The sequence below is a fragment of the Bacteroidota bacterium genome (genome assembly GCA_018831055.1).
Classification (GTDB): Bacteria; Bacteroidota; Bacteroidia; order Bacteroidales; family B18-G4; genus M55B132.
The window spans coordinates 100,417-119,587 of record JAHJRE010000139.1; the positions used below are offsets into that span (position 1 = coordinate 100,417).

14 protein-coding genes are annotated in these 19,171 nt (G+C 44.6%); 6 read left to right on the plus strand and 8 right to left on the minus strand.

Translation table 11 applies throughout. The features are described 5' to 3' along the window. The first annotated feature begins 337 nt into the window (after positions 1 to 337). Positions 338 to 1,792, plus strand: coding sequence for a hypothetical protein (locus KKA81_08930; protein MBU2651046.1), 1,455 nt, complete (start codon positions 338 to 340; stop codon positions 1,790 to 1,792). 21 nt (positions 1,793 to 1,813) lie between these two features. On the opposite strand, the gene KKA81_08935 is transcribed toward KKA81_08930, so the two are convergent. Further along, positions 1,814 to 3,898 carry an OmpA family protein gene (locus tag KKA81_08935; GenBank protein ID MBU2651047.1) on the minus strand — a complete coding sequence of 695 codons (2,085 nt, stop codon included), beginning with the start codon at positions 3,896 to 3,898 and terminating at the stop codon, positions 1,814 to 1,816. Positions 3,899 to 3,902: 4 nt separating this feature from the next. After that, on the minus strand, positions 3,903 to 4,961 hold the full coding sequence (locus KKA81_08940; protein MBU2651048.1) for a tetratricopeptide repeat protein: 1,059 nt from the start codon (positions 4,959 to 4,961) through the stop codon (positions 3,903 to 3,905). A gap of 242 nt (positions 4,962 to 5,203) precedes the next feature. Between KKA81_08940 and KKA81_08945 the strand changes: the two genes are divergently transcribed. Then, positions 5,204 to 6,661: a hypothetical protein gene (locus KKA81_08945; protein ID MBU2651049.1), complete on the plus strand. Its 1,458-nt coding sequence runs from the start codon at positions 5,204 to 5,206 to the stop codon at positions 6,659 to 6,661. 7 nt (positions 6,662 to 6,668) lie between these two features. Here the strand turns inward: KKA81_08945 and KKA81_08950 are convergent, their stop codons facing one another. Further along, positions 6,669 to 7,112, minus strand: coding sequence for a hypothetical protein (locus KKA81_08950; protein ID MBU2651050.1), 444 nt, complete (start codon positions 7,110 to 7,112; stop codon positions 6,669 to 6,671). 127 nt (positions 7,113 to 7,239) lie between these two features. Between KKA81_08950 and KKA81_08955 the strand changes: the two genes are divergently transcribed. Genes KKA81_08955 through KKA81_08970 form a run of 4 tightly spaced genes read left to right on the plus strand, consistent with a single transcriptional unit; the run spans position 7,240 to position 9,788 of the window. After that, on the plus strand, positions 7,240 to 7,668 hold the full coding sequence (locus KKA81_08955; GenBank protein ID MBU2651051.1) for a DUF134 domain-containing protein: 429 nt from the start codon (positions 7,240 to 7,242) through the stop codon (positions 7,666 to 7,668). A 43-nt stretch (positions 7,669 to 7,711) separates the two neighbouring features. Then, complete coding sequence (locus KKA81_08960; protein ID MBU2651052.1) at positions 7,712 to 8,029, plus strand: dinitrogenase iron-molybdenum cofactor biosynthesis protein; 318 nt, start codon at positions 7,712 to 7,714, stop codon at positions 8,027 to 8,029. 11 nt (positions 8,030 to 8,040) lie between these two features. Beyond that, on the plus strand, positions 8,041 to 8,913 hold the full coding sequence (locus KKA81_08965; protein MBU2651053.1) for an ATP-binding protein: 873 nt from the start codon (positions 8,041 to 8,043) through the stop codon (positions 8,911 to 8,913). Further along, the gene (locus KKA81_08970) at positions 8,913 to 9,788 is read left to right on the plus strand and encodes an ATP-binding protein (protein MBU2651054.1); all 876 of its coding nucleotides are present in this window, start codon (positions 8,913 to 8,915) and stop codon (positions 9,786 to 9,788) included. Before KKA81_08965 ends, KKA81_08970 begins: the two co-directional genes overlap by 1 nt. A 5-nt stretch (positions 9,789 to 9,793) precedes the next feature. Here the strand turns inward: KKA81_08970 and KKA81_08975 are convergent, their stop codons facing one another. From KKA81_08975 to KKA81_08995, 5 genes are all read right to left on the minus strand, one after another. Then, complete coding sequence (locus KKA81_08975; protein ID MBU2651055.1) at positions 9,794 to 12,646, minus strand: TonB-dependent receptor; 2,853 nt, start codon at positions 12,644 to 12,646, stop codon at positions 9,794 to 9,796. Between the two features lie 157 nt (positions 12,647 to 12,803). Beyond that, positions 12,804 to 13,793: a T9SS type A sorting domain-containing protein gene (locus KKA81_08980; GenBank protein ID MBU2651056.1), complete on the minus strand. Its 990-nt coding sequence runs from the start codon at positions 13,791 to 13,793 to the stop codon at positions 12,804 to 12,806. Positions 13,794 to 13,901: 108 nt separating this feature from the next. Next, positions 13,902 to 15,554 (minus strand): bifunctional aspartate transaminase/aspartate 4-decarboxylase, encoded by a 1,653-nt coding sequence (locus KKA81_08985; GenBank protein MBU2651057.1) that lies wholly within the window; start codon positions 15,552 to 15,554, stop codon positions 13,902 to 13,904. A gap of 11 nt (positions 15,555 to 15,565) precedes the next feature. Then, positions 15,566 to 17,272, minus strand: a complete 1,707-nt coding sequence (gene aspT, locus KKA81_08990) for an aspartate-alanine antiporter (protein MBU2651058.1) — start codon at positions 17,270 to 17,272, stop codon at positions 15,566 to 15,568. Between the two features lie 288 nt (positions 17,273 to 17,560). Continuing rightward, positions 17,561 to 19,030 (minus strand): hypothetical protein, encoded by a 1,470-nt coding sequence (locus KKA81_08995; GenBank protein ID MBU2651059.1) that lies wholly within the window; start codon positions 19,028 to 19,030, stop codon positions 17,561 to 17,563. Positions 19,031 to 19,171 lie beyond the last annotated feature (141 nt).

Genomic DNA, 19,171 nt, shown 5'->3' on the forward strand with positions numbered 1-19,171 from the left:
TGTTGTTCGTGAATTACCTTTTCTTCAGCTTTAGGGGCTCAAAATACAAATTTCCCGACAATGAAAAGGCGAAATATCTATTGATTTTCGGGATATGGTAGCAAATAGTTACAGGTTTCAGGGTTCAAGTTGCAGGTTGCAGCCTGTTACCTGTAACCTGTAACCTGAATCCTGAATCCTGTCGCTTGCAACCTGCACCATGGAACCTGTGAATGGATATTAATCGCTCCCGAAACTCATTATATTTTTTACTTTTACATCTCATTAGAAACTGACATTTTAATGTTTTATTTACCCATTCATTCCACGTTGATTATGAATCTTTAAAGGGGAAAAGATGATTAAAAAAGCATTGTTTGTTTTAATTCTTTTCGTTTTGATTTCCCCTGCATTGCAGCAGATTTTTGGAATCGTTGCTATTAAACCCTTACATGGATCCTTTACACTTCCTCCTAAGCCGACCTTAGAAAAACTTAACTGGCAGGAATGGTTTTCTGGTGGATTTCAAAATGATTTTAATTCCCGACTGGAAGAAAATGTAGGATTCAGGAATTACCTTATAAGAATATTATATCAATTGGATTTTTCTTTGTTTAAAGAAGTCCACACAGTGGGTGTTGTTGTAGGTAAGGATAATTATTTATATGAGAACTCATATATCAACGCATATAATGGAACGGATTTCTCAGGCACGCACAGAATAGTTGATCAGAGTCACAAAATACAGTTAGTAAAGGATAAACTTCACGAAACCGGAAAAGATTTATTGATCCTTTTTGCTCCCGGGAAAGGAAGCTTTTATCCTGAGTATATTCCGGAAAAGTTTCTGGGTGATACTGATGACACAACAAATTATGCTTATTATGTAAGGTGCCTTAATGAATTTGATGTTCCTCTCCTGGATTTCAAAGATTATTTTACCCGGATTAAAAGCGAGTCACCATACGCATTATTCCCCAAAGCAGGGATTCATTGGAGCACATATGGTGCCGCGCTGGTTTCCGATAGTCTCGTCGGGTATTTAAACAGCCATTACGGCCTAAGGCTGCCTAAGTTTGAATATCATGCTCAACCCGTAAACGATTCATTAAAATATACCGGTTTTGATTACGACATTGGAGTTGGACTGAATATTTTGTCGTATATAAATCAACCTGATCTCGCAATTGTAGATATAGATTATCCGGATATCGAGGACTCGCTTAGGCCCGATGTTCTTGTTATTGGTGACAGTTATTTTATTAACCTGATCAGAGCCGGTTTCCCTGAAGCTTATTTCGATAATTATCAGTTTTGGTATTATAACAGGACTATTTATCCTCGACCTCCTGATTCTTCAAATAATTTGAAGGATTATGATACGATGAAAGAAATCGCTAAATATGATATTATTCTCATTATAGCTACCGATGCAAACCTCTGGAAATTTCCTTTCGGAATTATAGATGAACTGTATAACAGGATGGTCATGGAGGATAGTAGCGATAAGGTTAAATATTACAGGGATCTGTATGTTGATCATTTACCTTTGATTTTTCCCGAAAATTCTCAGCGTTTTGACAGGATTAAAGCATTGTTAAATAAGCAAGGCACAATCAACGAGGTTCATGGTAGTTATCTGGACTATCTCGACCGTGACCGTTTTTCCCTATCCCTGAAACTGATAAAATATCAGTCTGGATTGTATAGAATGGCCGTTAGCAAAGCAAAAACAAGGCAAATATCCGTCGGCGAAATGATTAACCTGGATGCCCGGTGGATGGTTAACGATGAAAAAAGATACAGATATTAGAATTCTCCTGTTTGAATAATATTATTTACTGATCACCTTAAACTCCGTCCTCCGGTTCATGGCTCTGCCTTCTTCGGTATCGTTTCCTGCGATGGGTTGGGCAAAACCATAACCTTTATATGTCAGCCTGTCCTGTTCAACACCCTTGTCGACAAGGTATTCCACTACTGCCTGTGCGCGTTTTTCGGAAAGATCCTGGTTATATAGCTCCGAGCCGACGTTGTCAGTATGCCCCGAGATTTCAATTTTCAAGGAAGGTACGTCATTAAGCAGCTTGATCAGTCTTTCCAGCTCGGGAATGGATTCAGGCTTCAGAGTTGCTTTGTTAAACTCAAAAAAGATATTTTTCAGAACGATCTTACTGCCCACTTCAACCTTTTTCAGCATAATATCTTTTTCCATTTCTCCCGGAACAACTGCCGGTGGGATTTCAATGTTTTCGGAGTGAAACAGGTAATCCCTGGCTTTAACGGCAAATCCGTAGCTTTTCCCTGAGGGAAGGGAAATAAAATATTCTCCTGTTCTTTCATCGGAAACAAAGCTGGCGATCATCTGATGGTTTTCATTATCGTAAATTTCCATCATAACCCCAAGGGGGCCCTGAGTCACCATATCCATGATTTTACCTTTTATAGCTACAAGGGCAAATGCTTTTATCTCAACCTCCTTTTCAAGGGATGTTTCGTTTACGGGCTTGACTTCAAAAGCCAGTAGTTCGTATTCCGATTTATGAGGCATGAGTTTTTCAGGTCCCAGGAATGTGACCCTGTAAAGATCCCGTTTTCCGAACCCTTCCTGTTCAAAGGTGGAATAGTAACCATGTTTACCGGTAAGGTTTACGGAAAAGAAAACATCGTCGTCGGTAGTGTTCACGGGATACCCGAGGTTCACGGGTTCGGTCCACTGCCCGTTTTCGAGGGTTGTTTTAAATATATCGAAACCACCCAATGTCTTATGCCCACGGGAGCTGAAATACAATGTTATTCCGTCTGCCTGCATGAAAACCCCTTCTTCATCATAAGGAGTATTTATAGCTGAGCCGAGGTTGACAGCATCTTCAAAATAGAACTTTCCATCAGCAGATTTTGGACCGACTTTGCAGTAATAAATATCGCTGCCTCCGTATCCTCCTTCACGGTCACTCACAAAGTAAAGCCCCTGCATGTCGGGTGAGAAAGTGGCTGAAGTCTCCTGGTATTTTGTGTTGATCTCTTTGGGCAGGCTTTTGGGGTTTTCCCATTCGCCTTCAACGATGCGGCAAACGTAAATATCGCCTCCGCTTTCATCCCCTTTGTAAATTAATACATTTGCCGCGTCGGGGGATAATCCCACAATGGCGTCATGGCTGTCCTGATTGAAAGGCTTGCCAGGATTTTCAGGCTGCGACCAGATGTCGCCATCTTTCCTGGAAATGTAAATGTCTTCGTAGTATTCCCCATACACGGGATCTATTTTACCACCGGTGGTATTATCCCTGCACGATGTGAACATAAGCACCGATTCATCGGCACTGATCACCGGGTTATACTCGGGAAATTTTGTGTTGATGTTATTGCCCAGATTATCAATGAATACACGAATAGGATCCTTTACCAATTCTTTTCCATCTTCACATTCCTTGATCCGTTTCTCCAGTATGGAACCTTGTTCCGTGAGCTGGAAGGGTGTAAGAGAGTGACGGTAAAGCGTATAGCTTTCAATGGCTTTATCGAACTCATAATTCAGATGATAAGCTCTTGCGAGGTAATAGCGTGTATCGGGCATGGCCTTTTCATTCAGCTTCAGTGATTTTTCCAGGAAGGGTATGGCTTTCGTCTTTTGAATGGTATGCAGATAACACAGTCCGGTGTAATAGTTAACAATATCATTATCGGGATTGAGCTGATTGGCTTTCAGGTAGATCTCCAAAGCTTCCGAATAGCGCGGAGGATCTTCTTCCAGGAGTTTCTGGGCATCTTTCAGCGATTTCACGATTTCCTTAAGCTCTTTCTGCTTCTCTTCGGGGAAGTTTTCTTTTTCAAAAGTAACATTGACCTGGCCTGCGGAGCTGAGGCCTATTAATAATGCTACCAGGAAGGCAATTATTTTATAAAGATGGATATTCATATCGTTATTTTTCACAGGTTTTTAAATATTCACCGGCAATTTCCACTCCGAGCGAAAGGGCTTTATCCCAATCGCGGCATGCCCCTTTGTCGTCTCTGAGCATTTCCCTGGCTATGCCCCGGTTAAGGTAGATTTCGCCGTCATCCTGGCTGACTTTTAATATTTCATCGTAATCGGCAATGGCTTTACGGTATTCCTTGAGTTTGAACCAGGCATTGCCACGGTTATTCAGTGCCGGCAGATATTTGGGGTTCAGGCTGAGGGCCTGGTTGTAGTCTTTCAGGGCTTCATCATATTTGCCAAGTTCGTATAATGCTGTCCCACGGTTATTGTAAGCATAATAGTATTCAGGATTTATTTTAACCGCGGCTGTGAAATCCGTAACGGCTTCTTCATATTCCTTCAGTTCTTTTCTGATTAACCCCATATTGTTAAAGGCAAAGGCAAGGGTCGGGTCAAACAGGGTCGCTTTGTAATAGTCTTCCAGAGCCTCTTTTGGTTTACCAAGCATCCAGTTTGCACTGCCCCTGTCCTGGTATGCATAGGCGTAATTGCTTTTCAGGCTGATGGCACGGGTATAGTCGTCTTTGGCATTCTGGTATTCATCCAGCTTGAACCGGGCTCCGCCGCGGTAATAGTAGGCTTCGGGGAAATTCGGATTCAGGCTTATGGCTTGTGTAAAATCTTCGATGGATCCGTTCAGATCACCCAGGTAAAGCCGGCTCAACCCCCTCCCGAAATACACTTTGCCTGTGGGTTGCTTATCGATAGCGCTGTTATAATCTTCCATCGCTCCGGCATAATCATTCAACTCATGTCTTATCTGAGCACGGTTATAAAGAGCCTGATAGAAATCCGGCTTTCGCTGTAAGGCATCATTAAGGCGGTGCATGGCAGAATCCAATAAACCTTCCCTGTAAAGTTCAATGCTTTCATTGTATTTTAACTCCGCCATCTGGTCGTCAGTGGCCAGGATTGTGCTGTCTGTTTCTGTGCTTATTTCCTGGCTGAAAAGGTCAGGGACCAGGAAAACCAGGCATAACAGGAGGATTGTTTTTTGCATATATAAAATTTTGTTACGCTAATGTACAATAAAACTGTCATTCATTATAGTGTGATTTTTCATTCTATACACGGGACGGTATTGGAAGTAAGTGAAGTTTAGTATTAAAGTATTGCTATTGGGTATATTAATACAGCAAACGGAATTTAATGCAACACCTCAGTCAAGTTATCTGAATAAAAATTTGAAATCAGCATATATTTTTTCTTACATTTGATCATGCAAACTAAATTCCTGGAATCATGAAAAAAATCTTCGCATTATTGTTAATGGCATTATTTATGGGTGCATCCGAATATGCCGGGGCACAAATAGAATACGGTGCTTTTAATGCAACCGCTTCCGGTTCGTCGGTTGCCACGCTTACCGATTACCAGTGCCTGGGTGTTAACCCGGCCAACCTTGGATGGAAACGAAATAAGCATAATTTTAACCTGGGTTTCTTTGAAGGTGGTTTTTCTATTTTTAGTGAACCACTGGAGAAAAAGAATGTTTATAAAGACCTTATCGGAAACAGCAAGAACTTTTCCAGCAAAGATGAAAGAACAGAAGCTATTGTTAATTTTACAGACACAAAACTACTCATCAAATTTTCGGAGACCCTCTTTGGCATTTCTTTTCAGAAAGATGGGATAGGAGGGTTTGCTTTTACCATACGAAATCACGTGTTCTGGAACAGTACGCTGAACCGGACTGCTTCAGAATTGTTATTCATGGGTTATCATGCCCCTTATTTCGACTCCCTTGCTGTGGATCAGCAGGGTGATACCATTGGCTATTCAACCAATCCGGAACTTGCTTCACAACTGTATCACCCTACCGATATTTCCCATATCCTTTATAACGAATACATCCTGGGTTATGGAAGAAATATTATCGACAAGGAAAAATTCAAGTTTTATGCCGGTATCGATATTAAGCTGTTGCAGGGTTATGGCATCCTGAATTATAATTCTGTTTCTCCAATAGCCGTGGAAGGCTACCAGGCCTTAAGTAACAAATACGGGGTGAAGTACGATGAGCCAACTCCTTCTGCGCTAACCGGAGATGGATTTCAGACCGCGGGGCTTGGCTTCGGAGTGGATATCGGGGTTGCCTTTGAGATCATCCAAAAGATCAAAATCGGTTTGGCTTTGAATGATATCGGTTCCATCAAGTGGGACGGGAACGTTTATGGCGGGGAAAATGTCAACATTTATGAGATCAAAACCCCCGGCATCAACAGTTATGATATTTTTAACGAGAGCGGCGGTATCATAGCCGATAACACCAATCTTGGCAAATGGAAAGGATTGGCAAGCAAAACGGTACAGCTTCCCATGCATCTCAGGTTCGGCGCCAGTTACCAGGCTTTGGAGAATTTTGCCGTAGGCGGTGAGTTCTTTTATGGTTTCAACGACGATCTGCCGGGTGCACTTACCGAGCCATTTTATGCCATCGGGACACGCTATCTTCCTCTCGACTGGGTTCAGCTTTCTCTGGGATTCAATTATGGCGGCGGTTTTGGATGGAATATCCCGATTGGCGTAACCTTTATACCGGTAAATAAAGACAATGTCTCCTGGGAAATCGGTTTTGCCAGCCGCGATGCAGCTACCTGGTTCCGCCAGAAAGACCCGCACGTCTCCCTCGTATTTGGTTTCCTGAGGTTTAGCTTTGGGACAAACGAAGTTGAAAAACGTTTCCTGGATGAGATGTAATCCGGCGCTATTTGTCGTCGTTGATCGTTAAAGTTTCTTCTATGGTGTCGCCATCAGAGAATTCATGATAATAGATGGTGGCATTGCTCCAGTTTTTTACGGCCGGCAAATCGGGTGCCGTTGAAGTGATAAATGCTTCATCGAGCGTGTTATCGAGTACCATGCTTACATAGGTTGAGGAAAACATCCCGAGGGTATCGGTATTTCCCTCAAAGTTGTTTACATAGGAGGCTTCATTGGCGCCACAAGCGTTTCTTTCCATCCGAAGGGTTACCAACTCCCCTGCAATGGGCACTCCGGTATTCGAATTAACCACAACCGTGGCTTTCAAAGTCAGGTTTTTTGCCGCGGCTTTGGTGTCTTCACAGGCGTCTTTTTTTTCTTCTTTACAGGAAACCAGGATCAGGCATCCTGCCAGCAGAATTACTATGGGTTTGATAAGGGTTTTCATTGTTGCTTTGTTTTGGGTTGGAATATAAAGATAGTTAAAGAGGATATAAAAGTAAATGATCTGTTGTCAAAAAATGAGGTTTATTTTCATAATGAGAATATTCTCATTATATTTGCAAAAAAATTACATGCCCCGTCGCAAACATCCCAGAAAAATCGTTGCCCCTCCGGGTTTCAAAGGCTACCGGCCTTATGGGATTGCTTTTGAGCCTGAGGAGGATGTGGAATTGCTGTACGAAGAGTACGAAGCGATCAAACTCTCGGATTATGATCTGATGCCGCATCATGAAGCCTGTGTCCTTATGGGTATTTCAAGGCCTACCTTTGCAAGGATTTATGAAAGTGCCCGCAGGAAGATAGCCCGCGCCATGGCGGAAGTATTACCGATACGTTGCGTTTACGGAAATGTGTATTTCGAAGGAAAATGGTTTGTTTGCGGCCGGTGCGACAGCTTATTTACCTTACCCGGAAAGGAGTTTGAAAGGAAATGCCCGGTCTGCGGGAATGGTGAAGTGGGGGTACTGGAAAATGGACCGGAAAAGGAAAACGCTGGGTGAAAAATGAGGGAAAATATGAAAAAATAATTAACATTCTTTAATGATGAAAACAGTTATTACTTCAAGGGAAAACCACACAGATTCGTTGATGGATCCCAGGTTTGGGCGTTGTGCCTTTTTTTGCCTGTATGATGAGGATACGCGGGAAACGTCTTTCCTGGAAAATGCCGGCAAGGAACAGAGCGGGGGAGCCGGAACCTTAGCCGCAGAGAAAATGATAGAATTGGGTGTGAAAAAGGTTCTTTCCGGGGATTTCGGTCCAAAAGCCAAGGATCTTCTTGATAAATTCGGAATTCAGATGGTTGTCATCAGGGATCATAACCAGAAGATCAGCGATCTGATAGCAAAACTTCAGGGATAACGTGCTGGGAGATGCCATTTAAAATTGCTATTGCCAGCGGAAAAGGGGGTACCGGTAAGACTACTGTCGCGGTCAATCTTTACTGGAACCTCGTTCAAACACGTGATAAGGCCACTTTGCTGGTCGACTGTGATGTGGAGGAACCCAATGATATCCTTTTCTTTCCGGGTGCCGGAATAAAATTCAGGGAGGATATCACACAGCCCGTTCCTGAGATTGACCCGGATCTCTGCACCTATTGCAGGAAATGTGTACGTTACTGTCAGTTCAATGCCATCACCGTGATACCTCCCGTAAAATTTGCACAGGTTGCTCCCGATCTGTGCCATTCCTGCGGTGCCTGCCTCTATGCATGTGAGGATAATGCCATTGTTGAAAAGCCGGTCGTTATTGGCACGCTTACCCATTATTCTGCCGGAGATGGCAAAGGTTTGACGGAGGGAAGACTTAAGGTCGGGCTTGCTTTGCAAACCCCGGTCATACGGCGGGTGAAAAATATCCATGATGATTCTGCCGCATACGTTATTTACGATTCACCTCCCGGAACAAGTTGCCCGGTCGTTGCCGTGATTTCCGATGCCGATTATGTGATCCTGGTAACCGAACCCACGCCCTTCGGTTTACATGACCTGAAAATCGCTGTTGACGTGGTCAGGCAGGTCGACAAGCCTTTCGGGGTGGTGATCAATAAAGCGGGACTTGGGAATGAAGAGGTTTATGACTTCCTGGAGGAAGAAAACATTCCTGTTTTAACACAGATCCCTTTCCGAAAGGATTACGCCCGGCAATACTCCGAAAGCCTTATCCTGTCGGAAGACAATAAGGAATACAGGGTTTATTACCAGGAAATTATGGATAAGATATTCGATTCAAGCCGCATATGATTTGTGAAATTACCATACTGAGTGGAAAAGGGGGGACCGGAAAGACTTCGGTGACAGCCGCCCTCGCGCAGATTGCCGGCAATGCTGTTTTCAGCGATTGCGATGTGGATGCTTCCGACCTGCATTTGTTGTTAACGCCGGAGATCAAGGAAGAGCACGAATTCGCGGGTGGCAGGAAAGCCTGGATAAATCCTGCCAAATGCATAAGCTGCGGGATATGCCAGGATGCCTGCCGCTTCGATGCCATACATAAAATCAATGGCCATGCCTTTTATGTGAATCCTTTCCAATGTGAGGGCTGCCGCTTATGCGAACGCATTTGCCCGGCTTCGGCTATTACATCCTCCGAACCTATGAACAACCGCTGGTTTGTCTCCGAAACGCGTTTCGGCACCATGGTGCATGCCCGCATGGCTCCCGGAGAGGAGAATTCCGGGAAACTTGTCACGGCTGTCCGGGAAAAAGCACGGGAACTGGCTGAGGATTCCGGCTATGATTATATTATCAACGACGGACCTCCCGGAATAGGATGCCCGGTGATAGCCTCGCTCACCGGAGTGAACAAGGTACTGATGGTGATTGAACCCACCAAATCAGGGCTACATGATATGGAACGCCTGTCGGAACTGACAAGGAAATTTGGTATCAGGACCTATGCATTGATCAATAAGGCCGATCTGCATCCCGGCCTCACCGCTTCTGTCTCCAACCGCCTGAAGGAGCTGGAAATATCATGCCTTGGAGAGATCCCTTTTGATGAGAATTTCGTTAAAGCCATGGTATCAGGACAAACCATCCTGGAATATGTACCGGATTCGGCTTCATCCCTGATAATCCGCGAAGCCTGGAATGCTTTGGTAATGGATGTAAACTAAACTCCTTAGAAAGAAAGCTTTATCCCAATTCTTCCCCACCATGAATAATATTCCTGCTTCAGGATGCGGTCTTTCGTGCCCAGATAGAATTTCAGCGGGGCATTGGTAAGATTGATCACATCCACGAATACCTTCATGTATTCCGTAACCGAATAATTGGCGGTAAAATCCAGATGCCAGGCTTGATCGTAGTATTCATCGAGGTCTTTATCGGCACCCAGTTTATACAGGAATGCATCATGATAGTTGGCCGAGATCTTGGCGTAAAACCTTTCACTCTCATAGAAAGCAGCAAGGTTTGCTGTATGTTTTGCCTGTCCGGGCAGGGTGATCCTTTCCTGCTCGGTGTCGGAGCTGAAAAGGCTAAGGTCATCTTCTCCGAAAATCACAACGGCATCGGAATAATTTGCAGGAAATCTCTTATTGATGTAGGCTTCTGAATGGGTATAGGTGTAATTCAGGTAAAGACCGAAATTTTTCCAGAATCCTTCCAGGAAATTGAATTTGAACTGGGAAAGCACTTCAGCACCGAGTACATAGGCTTTATTACCGTTAACAGCCTTGGTTATCTCCACCAGTCCGTAGTTCTGAGGATCGCCTTCGTGGGCAAAGCGTTTATAATAGAAGATAAAATCATGGATATTCTTGTAAAAAAATCCTCCCGACACAAGGCCTTGTCCCCGTAAATACTTTTCTCCAAGCAGGTCGACGTTCAGGGAAGTAGGAAATTTCAGGTCGGGATTACCATATTTCACCTCATCATAATCCTGTTCACGATAGGGCAGAACATCCTCAAAATTTGGTCTGGAATAGGTGTAGGTTACTGCTGCTCTGATGTTTGTATTTTCGTTCAGCATATATTTTGCCTGCACCTGTGGAAGGAAAAACTCGTGCGACCGCTTATCGGTCAGCGTATCCATATCTCTGTAATTGCCATTTTTAGTAATGATGCGCCTGCCTTCATAATCTATGTCGGTTCTCTCATAACGAACGCCTCCTAAAATCATTAACCGGCGGATGTCGTGCCTGAACATTGCATAGGCTGCATAAATATTTTCACCGGCTTTGTAATCCTCTCCATAAGTCTGCATTTTGGTTTCGGTACGGTCGATAATGAAATATTGCGTGTAAAACTCGAAGAAATTTCTCATTTCCTGGGCACCGGGCATGTAATCAATAAGGTAATCGTGGTTGAGGAGATTGTCGTCGCTGAATCCGTCCGTGATCGATGCCAGGGACAGATCAGGGCCTGTTCCGGGATATATCTGGCTGTTCGGGAAATAGGCCCCATAATCAATAGCGGTATTGTTGCGTTCTTTATCTTTCATCCTGACTTTTGCCCCGAATTGTATAAATCCCTGACTTTCGTCAGTAAAACGGTAAGGTACATTAAAATTTACCTTTCCGGTAATATTGTTGTCAGTGGTAAGGCTCTCCTTGAATAACAGGTTGTCGAGGTCGTATTTATCGTAAGCATAAACGTAAACGGCACTTGCAGAATCAGGATACTCAACCCGTGGCCAGTCGGGATCCGACTTATCTATTTTCATCACTATAGCCTGTCCGGGGTTTTCAAACTGTGTTTCCATGCGGTTTGGTTCATTTTCCGATGCCATGGCATAAGCTGCTTCGTAATCGATTGAAAATCCTTGAAAGATATGTTCTCCCCCCAGGTTGATGGTATTGATATTTTGAATTTTGGTTCTTTGCTTGAGATCATGTTTGATGCCACCATAGAGGTAATAGTCTTCGGTGATGGCATCGTCGAGATCATAGATCTTCCTGCGTCGTAACTCATCATCGGTGAAGTTGTTGATCATACCCCTGAGGTAGAAGGAGTTGTTTTCATTGAGTTGGTAATCGAGTGTGGCGCTCAGTCCAATCCTTTTACGCGTAATGTCATAGTGCCTTAACTGGAATTCACGATACTGAACGTAGTAATTATCCTGGCCCTGGCTGGTACTTCCCCAGAATGGCCCCTTGGCGTATTTGAACTCCATGTTGTCGGATCCCTGATTGTTCACATAATAGCTGGCATTCATCTGAAACCCGAATTTCTGGTAGCGCTGGCCATAGGAAAACTGAACCTGGTAATTGCCTGTTTGCCTAAGGTTATTATAGCCACCGGCCAGTGTTCCCTTGATCTCCGGTTTATCTCCGAAGGCTTTCTTTGTGATGATGTTCACGGTCCCCCCGATTCCGTCTCCATCCATATCCGGCGTAAGCACTTTGGTGATCTCAATGAATTCGATCTGGTCGGCAGAGATAATATCCATTCCTACATACCTGACGTTGCCTTCGGGGGATGGTATCTGTTCTCCGTTGATGTTGAAGTTGGTTAGTTCGGGTGGTGTTCCCCTGAGTTGTACATATCGTCCTTCTCCCTGGTCCCGTTGTAAAGTGATACCAGGAATGCGCTGAATGGCTTCAGCGGCGTTCATATCGGGAAACTTCTCGATTTGCTCCGATGAAACAACATTTTTAATGTTTTCTGCTTCTTTTTGCTCAATCATGGCCTTCACCTGACCTTCGGCCTGGCTGGTCACCCTCACTTCATTAAGATTCGTGGAGACAGGTTTCAGTTTTATATGAACATGATGCTTTTTATTCTTTTTGAAGCTATAAATGAGAGTGTCAGGCTGGTAGCCGATATAGGATATTACAAGAGTTACAGGATCTTCCTTTATTCCGGGAAGTTCAAATTCCCCGTTTAAACCGGTTGTTGTTCCTTTGTCGGTATTGGCGATTATAACAGATGCGCCCGGCAAAGCCTCTCCGCTCGAATGATCTGTTATCTTGCCGCTTATCTTGTTAACCTGGCCAGATACACTAAGTCCGGCAAGGATCGCGATGGACATAATCCATGCTTTTGCATACTTTGCTGCAAAACCTGACATCCTCATACAATGCTTTTTTAGGGTTTGGGAAAGATTAAAAAAGGATGCAGGCTGCAGGGTACAGGTTGCAGGGTGCAGCCTGCACCCTTTTAAGATCGTTCCTGAAAACTCGGTTGTTTTAATTGATAACCAAACTGCCTGTGTAGAGGATATTTTCCTGGGTTGCTTTTACAACATAGATACCCTTGGGCAATCCTTGTGTGTTAATCTTTACCAGCTGTGAACCTTCGGCATGAAGGGCTTTTACTTCCTGTCCGGCCTGGTTGTAAATAGTAATATCAACCGGATTATCTGATTCGAGTGAGATATTCAATTCTCCGTTAACCGGTGGATTGGGATAGATATTCAGCATTTTGTGGCTAATGATTTCATTGACACCGGCAACGGAATAGGTAACAACCAGCGTGGGTATCCTTTCCGGGTGATGCTGTCCGTCGCCACCGTCTTCCGGGTCAGCGATGTTTTCGAAAGCTTCCATTTCCCTTGCGTTCTCCATGTCGCTGGGGCCCTGGTCTTCTCCAAGGAACATCAGTGCAAGCGCATTTCCGGAAGTCCATCCTGCGCGGTTCACGATTTCCTGGATAACAGGAGAGATGTCAACCGTGTTGTAAAATCCCCAAAGAACCCACTCTTCAGCAACTTCCCACATGACCGATGCTGTTGTCTGAGGTCTGTCGGTGATGAGCTGCTCAAGTGCATAGGTTTCTGCATTGTCGGCTGCTTCACCAACTATGGTGATCCTTGCCACATCTTCGGCAGTCTTTCCTTCGTGTGAACAAACCCTTATATAAGCGGATTCGATGACGGCATCTTTCGGGATGGTCACATTCTGAAACCTGAATCCGGCATAAAGGATATTCTGATCTACCGGGTCCCCTTCCCATCCTGCATCAATATCATCGTCCTCCAGGGAGTCCATTTCATTGTTTTCCTGCTCGGCGTCGTCGGATGAAGTGTTAACTGTGATAATCGTTCCGTTGCTAAGTTCAACCTGAATGGGATCTCCATTCTGAACGATTGGAATTTCCAGCGTTGTCTTCTGCCCGTTGGTTACGAGCCAGAATAATAACAAAGCTGCAAAAATAAAGGATTGTAGAATTCTTTTCATAGCGGTCAATTTAAGTTAAACTTTCGTGTTAATTAAAACCCGAAAGTATTAATAGTCAACCGCAACGATGGGAACTCAGCTTTAAGTTTATGTTAAGTTTATGTTAAGTTAATTTTTCTTCCAGGCTTCCAGATACTCTTCGACTATCGTTTTAATGGATTTGGCAATAATAACATAGTCTTCATTTTTCAGATTCGCCAGAGATACACGGATGGACCATTCGGGTGCGTCGAAGCCGCCTCCGTTGAGCAATACGACCGAGCATAACTCAGCCAGACGGAACAGTATGTCAACCGGTTCAAAGTTCTTTTTCAGGTATTTTGCGAAATCTTTACCATAATTCTTTTTTGCCCACAGCATGATATCCAGCTCCGCGTAATATCCGGCGCGGTCGGGATTGGGCTTGATGGTGAATCCCAGACCTTCCATCAATAACTTTAACCTGGATCCGACGATTTCCCGGGTCAGTGCTTTATATGCATTCTCACGGTCGAATAAGGCAAAAGCTGCGAAAAGCATCATCTGAGTCTGCTGGGGAAGCGAGAGCCCTGCAGTATGGTTAAGTGCTACCATGCGGCTATCGGCCACCATGCGGTCGATGAACTTTAATTTTTCAGGATGAAGATGTATCGATTCGTACCTCTTGTGAAGGGCTTTTTTCTTGCTTTTCGAAAGGTCTTTGATCATTTTGTCAAAAACATTCTTCTCGTGCAGCGCTACAACACCGAGCCGCCATCCTGTACAACCGAAATATTTCGAGAAGCTATATACACCAAGAGTATTGTGGGGTATTTCAGCCATAAGGGAACGAAAACCCTCTACAAAGGTCCCGTAAACATCATCGGTGATGAACATCAGGTTGGGATTGTCTTTTTTCACGATCTGAACGATCTTTTTCCTTTCATGCGGATTAAGCGCCACCGACGGGGGATTGCTTGGATTGACGAGGTAGGCTACCTTGATATCCGGGTCTTTAAGCTTTTCCAGCTCCTTGTCGGGGTATTCCCAGTTGTGGTACCCATCTTCCGATTTTCCTGTGGCTTTGATCAATACAACCTTAAAATGGAACCGGTCGAGCTCGGGTATCTCGATATACGGTGTGAAAGTTGGCACGAACAGGGCAACTTTGTCACCTCTTTTCACCAGGAAATTCTGCATAAGGGAATCGAAAATGTAGCACATGGCGGCGGTTCCGCCTTCCACTGCAAAGAGATCATATTTTCCACTGGGAGGCTTGTTGTTGCACATTTCTTTCATCAGGTAGTCGTGCACGATAGCTTCGGCATGGATGAGCATACGGTCAGGTACCGGGTACTGGTCGCCGGTTACCCCTTCGGCCAGCTCATGAACAAAGGCGTCCGGGTCAAACTGGTGCTTTTCAACCCCATAACGGTATAATTCTTTTAACAATTCAATGCCAGGGCTTTCAGGGTGCTTATCCAGGAATTCCCGGAAGCGCTCTGCGATACCGTTATTCTCGGGTATGCCTGCGAGACCTTGTTTGTAATCCATAGTTTTACGACATTCTTCCATGGCGAAATTACCCAGTGTGAATAAGGCTTCACGTGGTGTGGTTGCCACCCAGTTGGGATTCCCGCGTCCTGCATTAAGCATGGCATGGGCACTTTTATCCCCGGGCCGGCCGAGGGGGTGACTGTTGGCCAGTGCAATCAGATTGTTTTTAAGCTCGAAAGGACTCATGGTCTCAAGCTTTTTTTCTTCTTTTCTCGAAGTTTCGATTTTTTCTATTTTTTCTTTCATGACAATAAAGATTATGATCCGATAAGAAATACTATGATGATACCGCAGATGATCAGAAGGGTGTTCCCCACGGCGTAGGTCACGGTGTATCCCAGGGCAGGAAGTTTGCTGTCCAGAGCATCCTGAACGGCAGGCAGCCCGGCAGTGGTGGTACGCGCCCCGCAGCAGCAGCCCAGTCCGACCGCTACATCAAACTTAAACACATATCTTGCCATGATCATCCCTATGATCAGTGGTATTATTGTGGCTATGGCTCCGATCACAAACAACATGGGACCGACCTGCTCAAACCCATCCACGAAACCGGGTCCTGCGGAAATACCCACAACTGCTATAAAGGCATTTAAACCCAGGTTGTTCATGATCCAAAGGGCCGGTTCCGGTATCTGGGCAAAAGTCGGATGCTTGGAACGTAAATAGCCGAAAACCAATCCTGCAATCAATACACCACCACTGGTGCTTAAACTTACCGTAACTTTACCCAGATGGATGGCAAGTACTCCCAGCAATCCGCCCAGCAGAATACCGATGCCAACCGAGATCATATCTGTTTTTTCCGTAGGCACATCCGGGAATCCAAGCTTTTTGGCAGCCTGGTCTATATCCGATTTCGGCCCCACCAGATACAACATATCCCCTTTATGAAGCTGAGTGCCGGGCAATAAAGGGATTTCCATGCCACCACGGGTGATCTTTTCAAGGGATACCCTTAAATTGAAATCCATCTGGCTTAACTGCCTTATGGTCATTCCACATAGTTGTTTATTAACCAGGAGGACTTTCAGGTGGTCGATCTTGAAATCCAGTAATTCTTTGTCGTAAATCTCCCGGCCGAGTTCCTTCATTTCGGAAATAACCTCATTGCCACGTCCCTGGATCACTACATCATCGTGAACTTCAAAAACATATGCCGGTGTAACCTCCGGGACCTGCTTCCCGCCTTTTTTTCTTATTTTATCGATATAAATATGATAACCTTTTTCCAGGAAGTACTTTTGCAGCTCATCCACGCTTTTTCCCACAGCCACGGAACCTGCATCCAGGTTATAGGCTCTTACAACGATGGTGCTGAATGCAGAGATCATGTTGGGCTGGTCCTGCGAACTCACTCCCATGCTGGCTTCCAGGTCGATGCATTGCTGACGGGCCTTCTTCAGCCCTCCCCAGAACATCGGGCCAATCTGCGCCAGAAAGAATGCCGAGCCTATTGTACCAAAAAGATACGTCACGGCATAACAAACCGGTATAGCATTGATCATTGTCTGTTTGGCAGCAGCATCAAGGCTAAGGGATTGAATCGTATCACCGCCAACACCGATTACCGCGGAAATGGTCTGGGCTCCGGCAAACAAGCCTGCCGTCTGACCCGCGTTATATCCCATGGCCCTTGCAAGTAACCATGTAGCGATAAGTCCGCTAACCGCCATCAAAAACGTGAAAATCAACTGAGGGATACCCGACTTTCTCAGACTGTTGAAAAACTGCGGCCCAACGCTGTATCCAACAGAAAACAAGAAAATCAGGAAGAAGATCTGCTTGACATTCGGTGATATGCCGATCTTCATCTGACCGACAATAACTCCTACCAGCAAAACACTGGTGACCGTCCCCAGGGAAAAACTCTTGTATCGGAATCTTCCGATGAAGAAACCCAAAGCAATGGTCATGAAAATGGCCAACTCCGGATATTGACGGAATGTGCTTAAAAACCAGTCCATATATTACATTTATTTGATTTGGAAAACAATGGATTATGGATTCAAATATATTGATTTTATTTATACTATGAAAGGTTAATTAAAGATACAAAGTATGTTAATTAGCTTTTGTGAATGCTGGGAAACAATAACAAAAAGTTGCAGGCTACAGGCTACAGGTTACAGGCTGCAGGTGACAACTCATCCCTCAATTCCCACACTCAAACTACCTGCAGCCTGCAGCCTGCAACCTGCCTCCTGCAGCCTGCCTCCTGCAACCTGTAACTTCACATTTATTGTTCCCGATTCTCATTCTTCTTTTAATTTGAAATCCCCCAAAGCCTTGTTGAAGTAATAGGTAAACCCTATGACAAAAGCAATGCCGTGGTCGCGAACCCGTGTATTGTTTTCTACATCTCCCACCAGTCCCAGGTTTTCCTCAGGTTCTGCAAAATCGACCAGTTGCCGCATGTTGTTTGTGAACCCCAGGGTGTATTCAAGCCCGGCTGTAATCTGACTCTGTTTTTGTTTTAATGCCAATCCGGCCGTCAGGTGATAAATATCGTAAGGTCTTCCATACATAATGATCCCTTCCTGGTAATTCTCGTATTGATCATTGAAATAGTTAAAATCGGTCCTGAAGCCCATCAGAAAATCAAGGCTGCCGGAAAGATACTGCTGCCAGCCTATCCCCAGATTTAAAACATCGTTGGCCCATCCTTTTACTTCCAGGAATTTGATCTCTCCGGTGGCTTCATTATAGAGCGATTGAGGGTAAACGACATAACGGGTTTCAGGGTCAATGATGTCATAAGGTTTAATCCTGAAATAATACTCGGCTGCCAGTTCTATGCTCGTCTTTTCTCCTGAGTATTCTAGTCCAAAACCTATGGAAGCAGGATTTTTGTAATGCATGGGTAGATATTCCTGGCGGTCTACAGCCATGAAATCAAACCTAAAGTCATTTCCTGGCAAGACCCTCAGATTGTTGGCTATAACCTCTCCCTGGACATCGGCGTCACCGTACAGATTGATGGTAGGCGTGGTAAACGTCAGCCCCAGTTTCCAGTTGCCAAAACGCATTGACATTCCAAGTTTCCAAAAAAGTTTCCAGTTCACATAAATGATTTCCTGAGACTCGGAAATACTTGAAATGTAATACACAGAATCTTCAACAGGTATGGCGGATGCAGCTACTTCCGACCGGAATGACTGATAGCGGTAAGAGACAAAGGTCGTGATACCCAGAGATAGTTTTTCGGAAAAGCGGCGGCTTATTCCGATGCCACCCCACTGTTCCAGGAATTCGTTGGAATAGTCAAACGATCCGATATAACTCTCATTTCCCGGAATATCCTCCATTGCATCCAGTTCCCCGATTATCCGTTCATGGAATAGCAAACGGCTGTTGTATCTGGTAAGGAGGATGAAACCAAGCTTGTAATCCGGATCCTTTATAAAATTCAGCATTCCGGAAAGCAGCTGAGGGTAATACGTGTAGCGGTTATAGTGAATGTCGTAATCCTGGCCAAGGACATTACTGAATCTGGTAAACTGAGCTTTATAAATGTTGGCATCAACGGAGATGGAGCTTCCTTCCAGGAATCCCAGGCCTCCGGGATTGTAAAAGATGGCGGTGTTATCGTTAACGCCCGCGATAACCGCTCCGCCCATCAACGATGAGCGGGCCCCGAATTGCTCCGCCCAGTAATGATAATCCTGGCTCTGTAAAAGGATTGGAATAATAAAAAATATCAGTGGAATGGTGATTCTGTTCATGGGGGTTGGGTTTGATTGATTTTCTGTATCTCTTAGTAAAAATACCTCAAATTTCCAGGAAATGATATTTTTGAGCCGTAAATGATTTCCTGGATTTAAGGATATTTACAGACTTAAGGATTTAAGTTACTGCAAAGGGTT

Bases quoted from the DNA above. Each gene is read 5' to 3' on its own strand.
- KKA81_08950 (MBU2651050.1), bottom strand. From the start codon at position 7,112: ATGAAAACCCTTATCAAACCCATAGTAATTCTGCTGGCAGGATGCCTG.
- KKA81_08995 (MBU2651059.1), bottom strand. From the start codon at position 19,030: ATGAACAGAATCACCATTCCACTGATATTTTTTATTATTCCAATCCTT.
- KKA81_08930 (MBU2651046.1), top strand. From the start codon at position 338: ATGATTAAAAAAGCATTGTTTGTTTTAATTCTTTTCGTTTTGATTTCC.
- KKA81_08965 (MBU2651053.1), top strand. From the start codon at position 8,041: ATGCCATTTAAAATTGCTATTGCCAGCGGAAAAGGGGGTACCGGTAAG.
- KKA81_08935 (MBU2651047.1), bottom strand. From the start codon at position 3,898: ATGAATATCCATCTTTATAAAATAATTGCCTTCCTGGTAGCATTATTA.
- KKA81_08940 (MBU2651048.1), bottom strand. From the start codon at position 4,961: ATGCAAAAAACAATCCTCCTGTTATGCCTGGTTTTCCTGGTCCCTGAC.
- KKA81_08960 (MBU2651052.1), top strand. From the start codon at position 7,712: ATGAAAACAGTTATTACTTCAAGGGAAAACCACACAGATTCGTTGATG.
- KKA81_08945 (MBU2651049.1), top strand. From the start codon at position 5,204: ATGAAAAAAATCTTCGCATTATTGTTAATGGCATTATTTATGGGTGCA.
- KKA81_08975 (MBU2651055.1), bottom strand. From the start codon at position 12,646: ATGTCCATCGCGATCCTTGCCGGACTTAGTGTATCTGGCCAGGTTAAC.
- KKA81_08985 (MBU2651057.1), bottom strand. From the start codon at position 15,554: ATGAAAGAAAAAATAGAAAAAATCGAAACTTCGAGAAAAGAAGAAAAA.
- KKA81_08955 (MBU2651051.1), top strand. From the start codon at position 7,240: ATGCCCCGTCGCAAACATCCCAGAAAAATCGTTGCCCCTCCGGGTTTC.
- aspT (MBU2651058.1), bottom strand. From the start codon at position 17,272: ATGGACTGGTTTTTAAGCACATTCCGTCAATATCCGGAGTTGGCCATT.
- KKA81_08980 (MBU2651056.1), bottom strand. From the start codon at position 13,793: ATGAAAAGAATTCTACAATCCTTTATTTTTGCAGCTTTGTTATTATTC.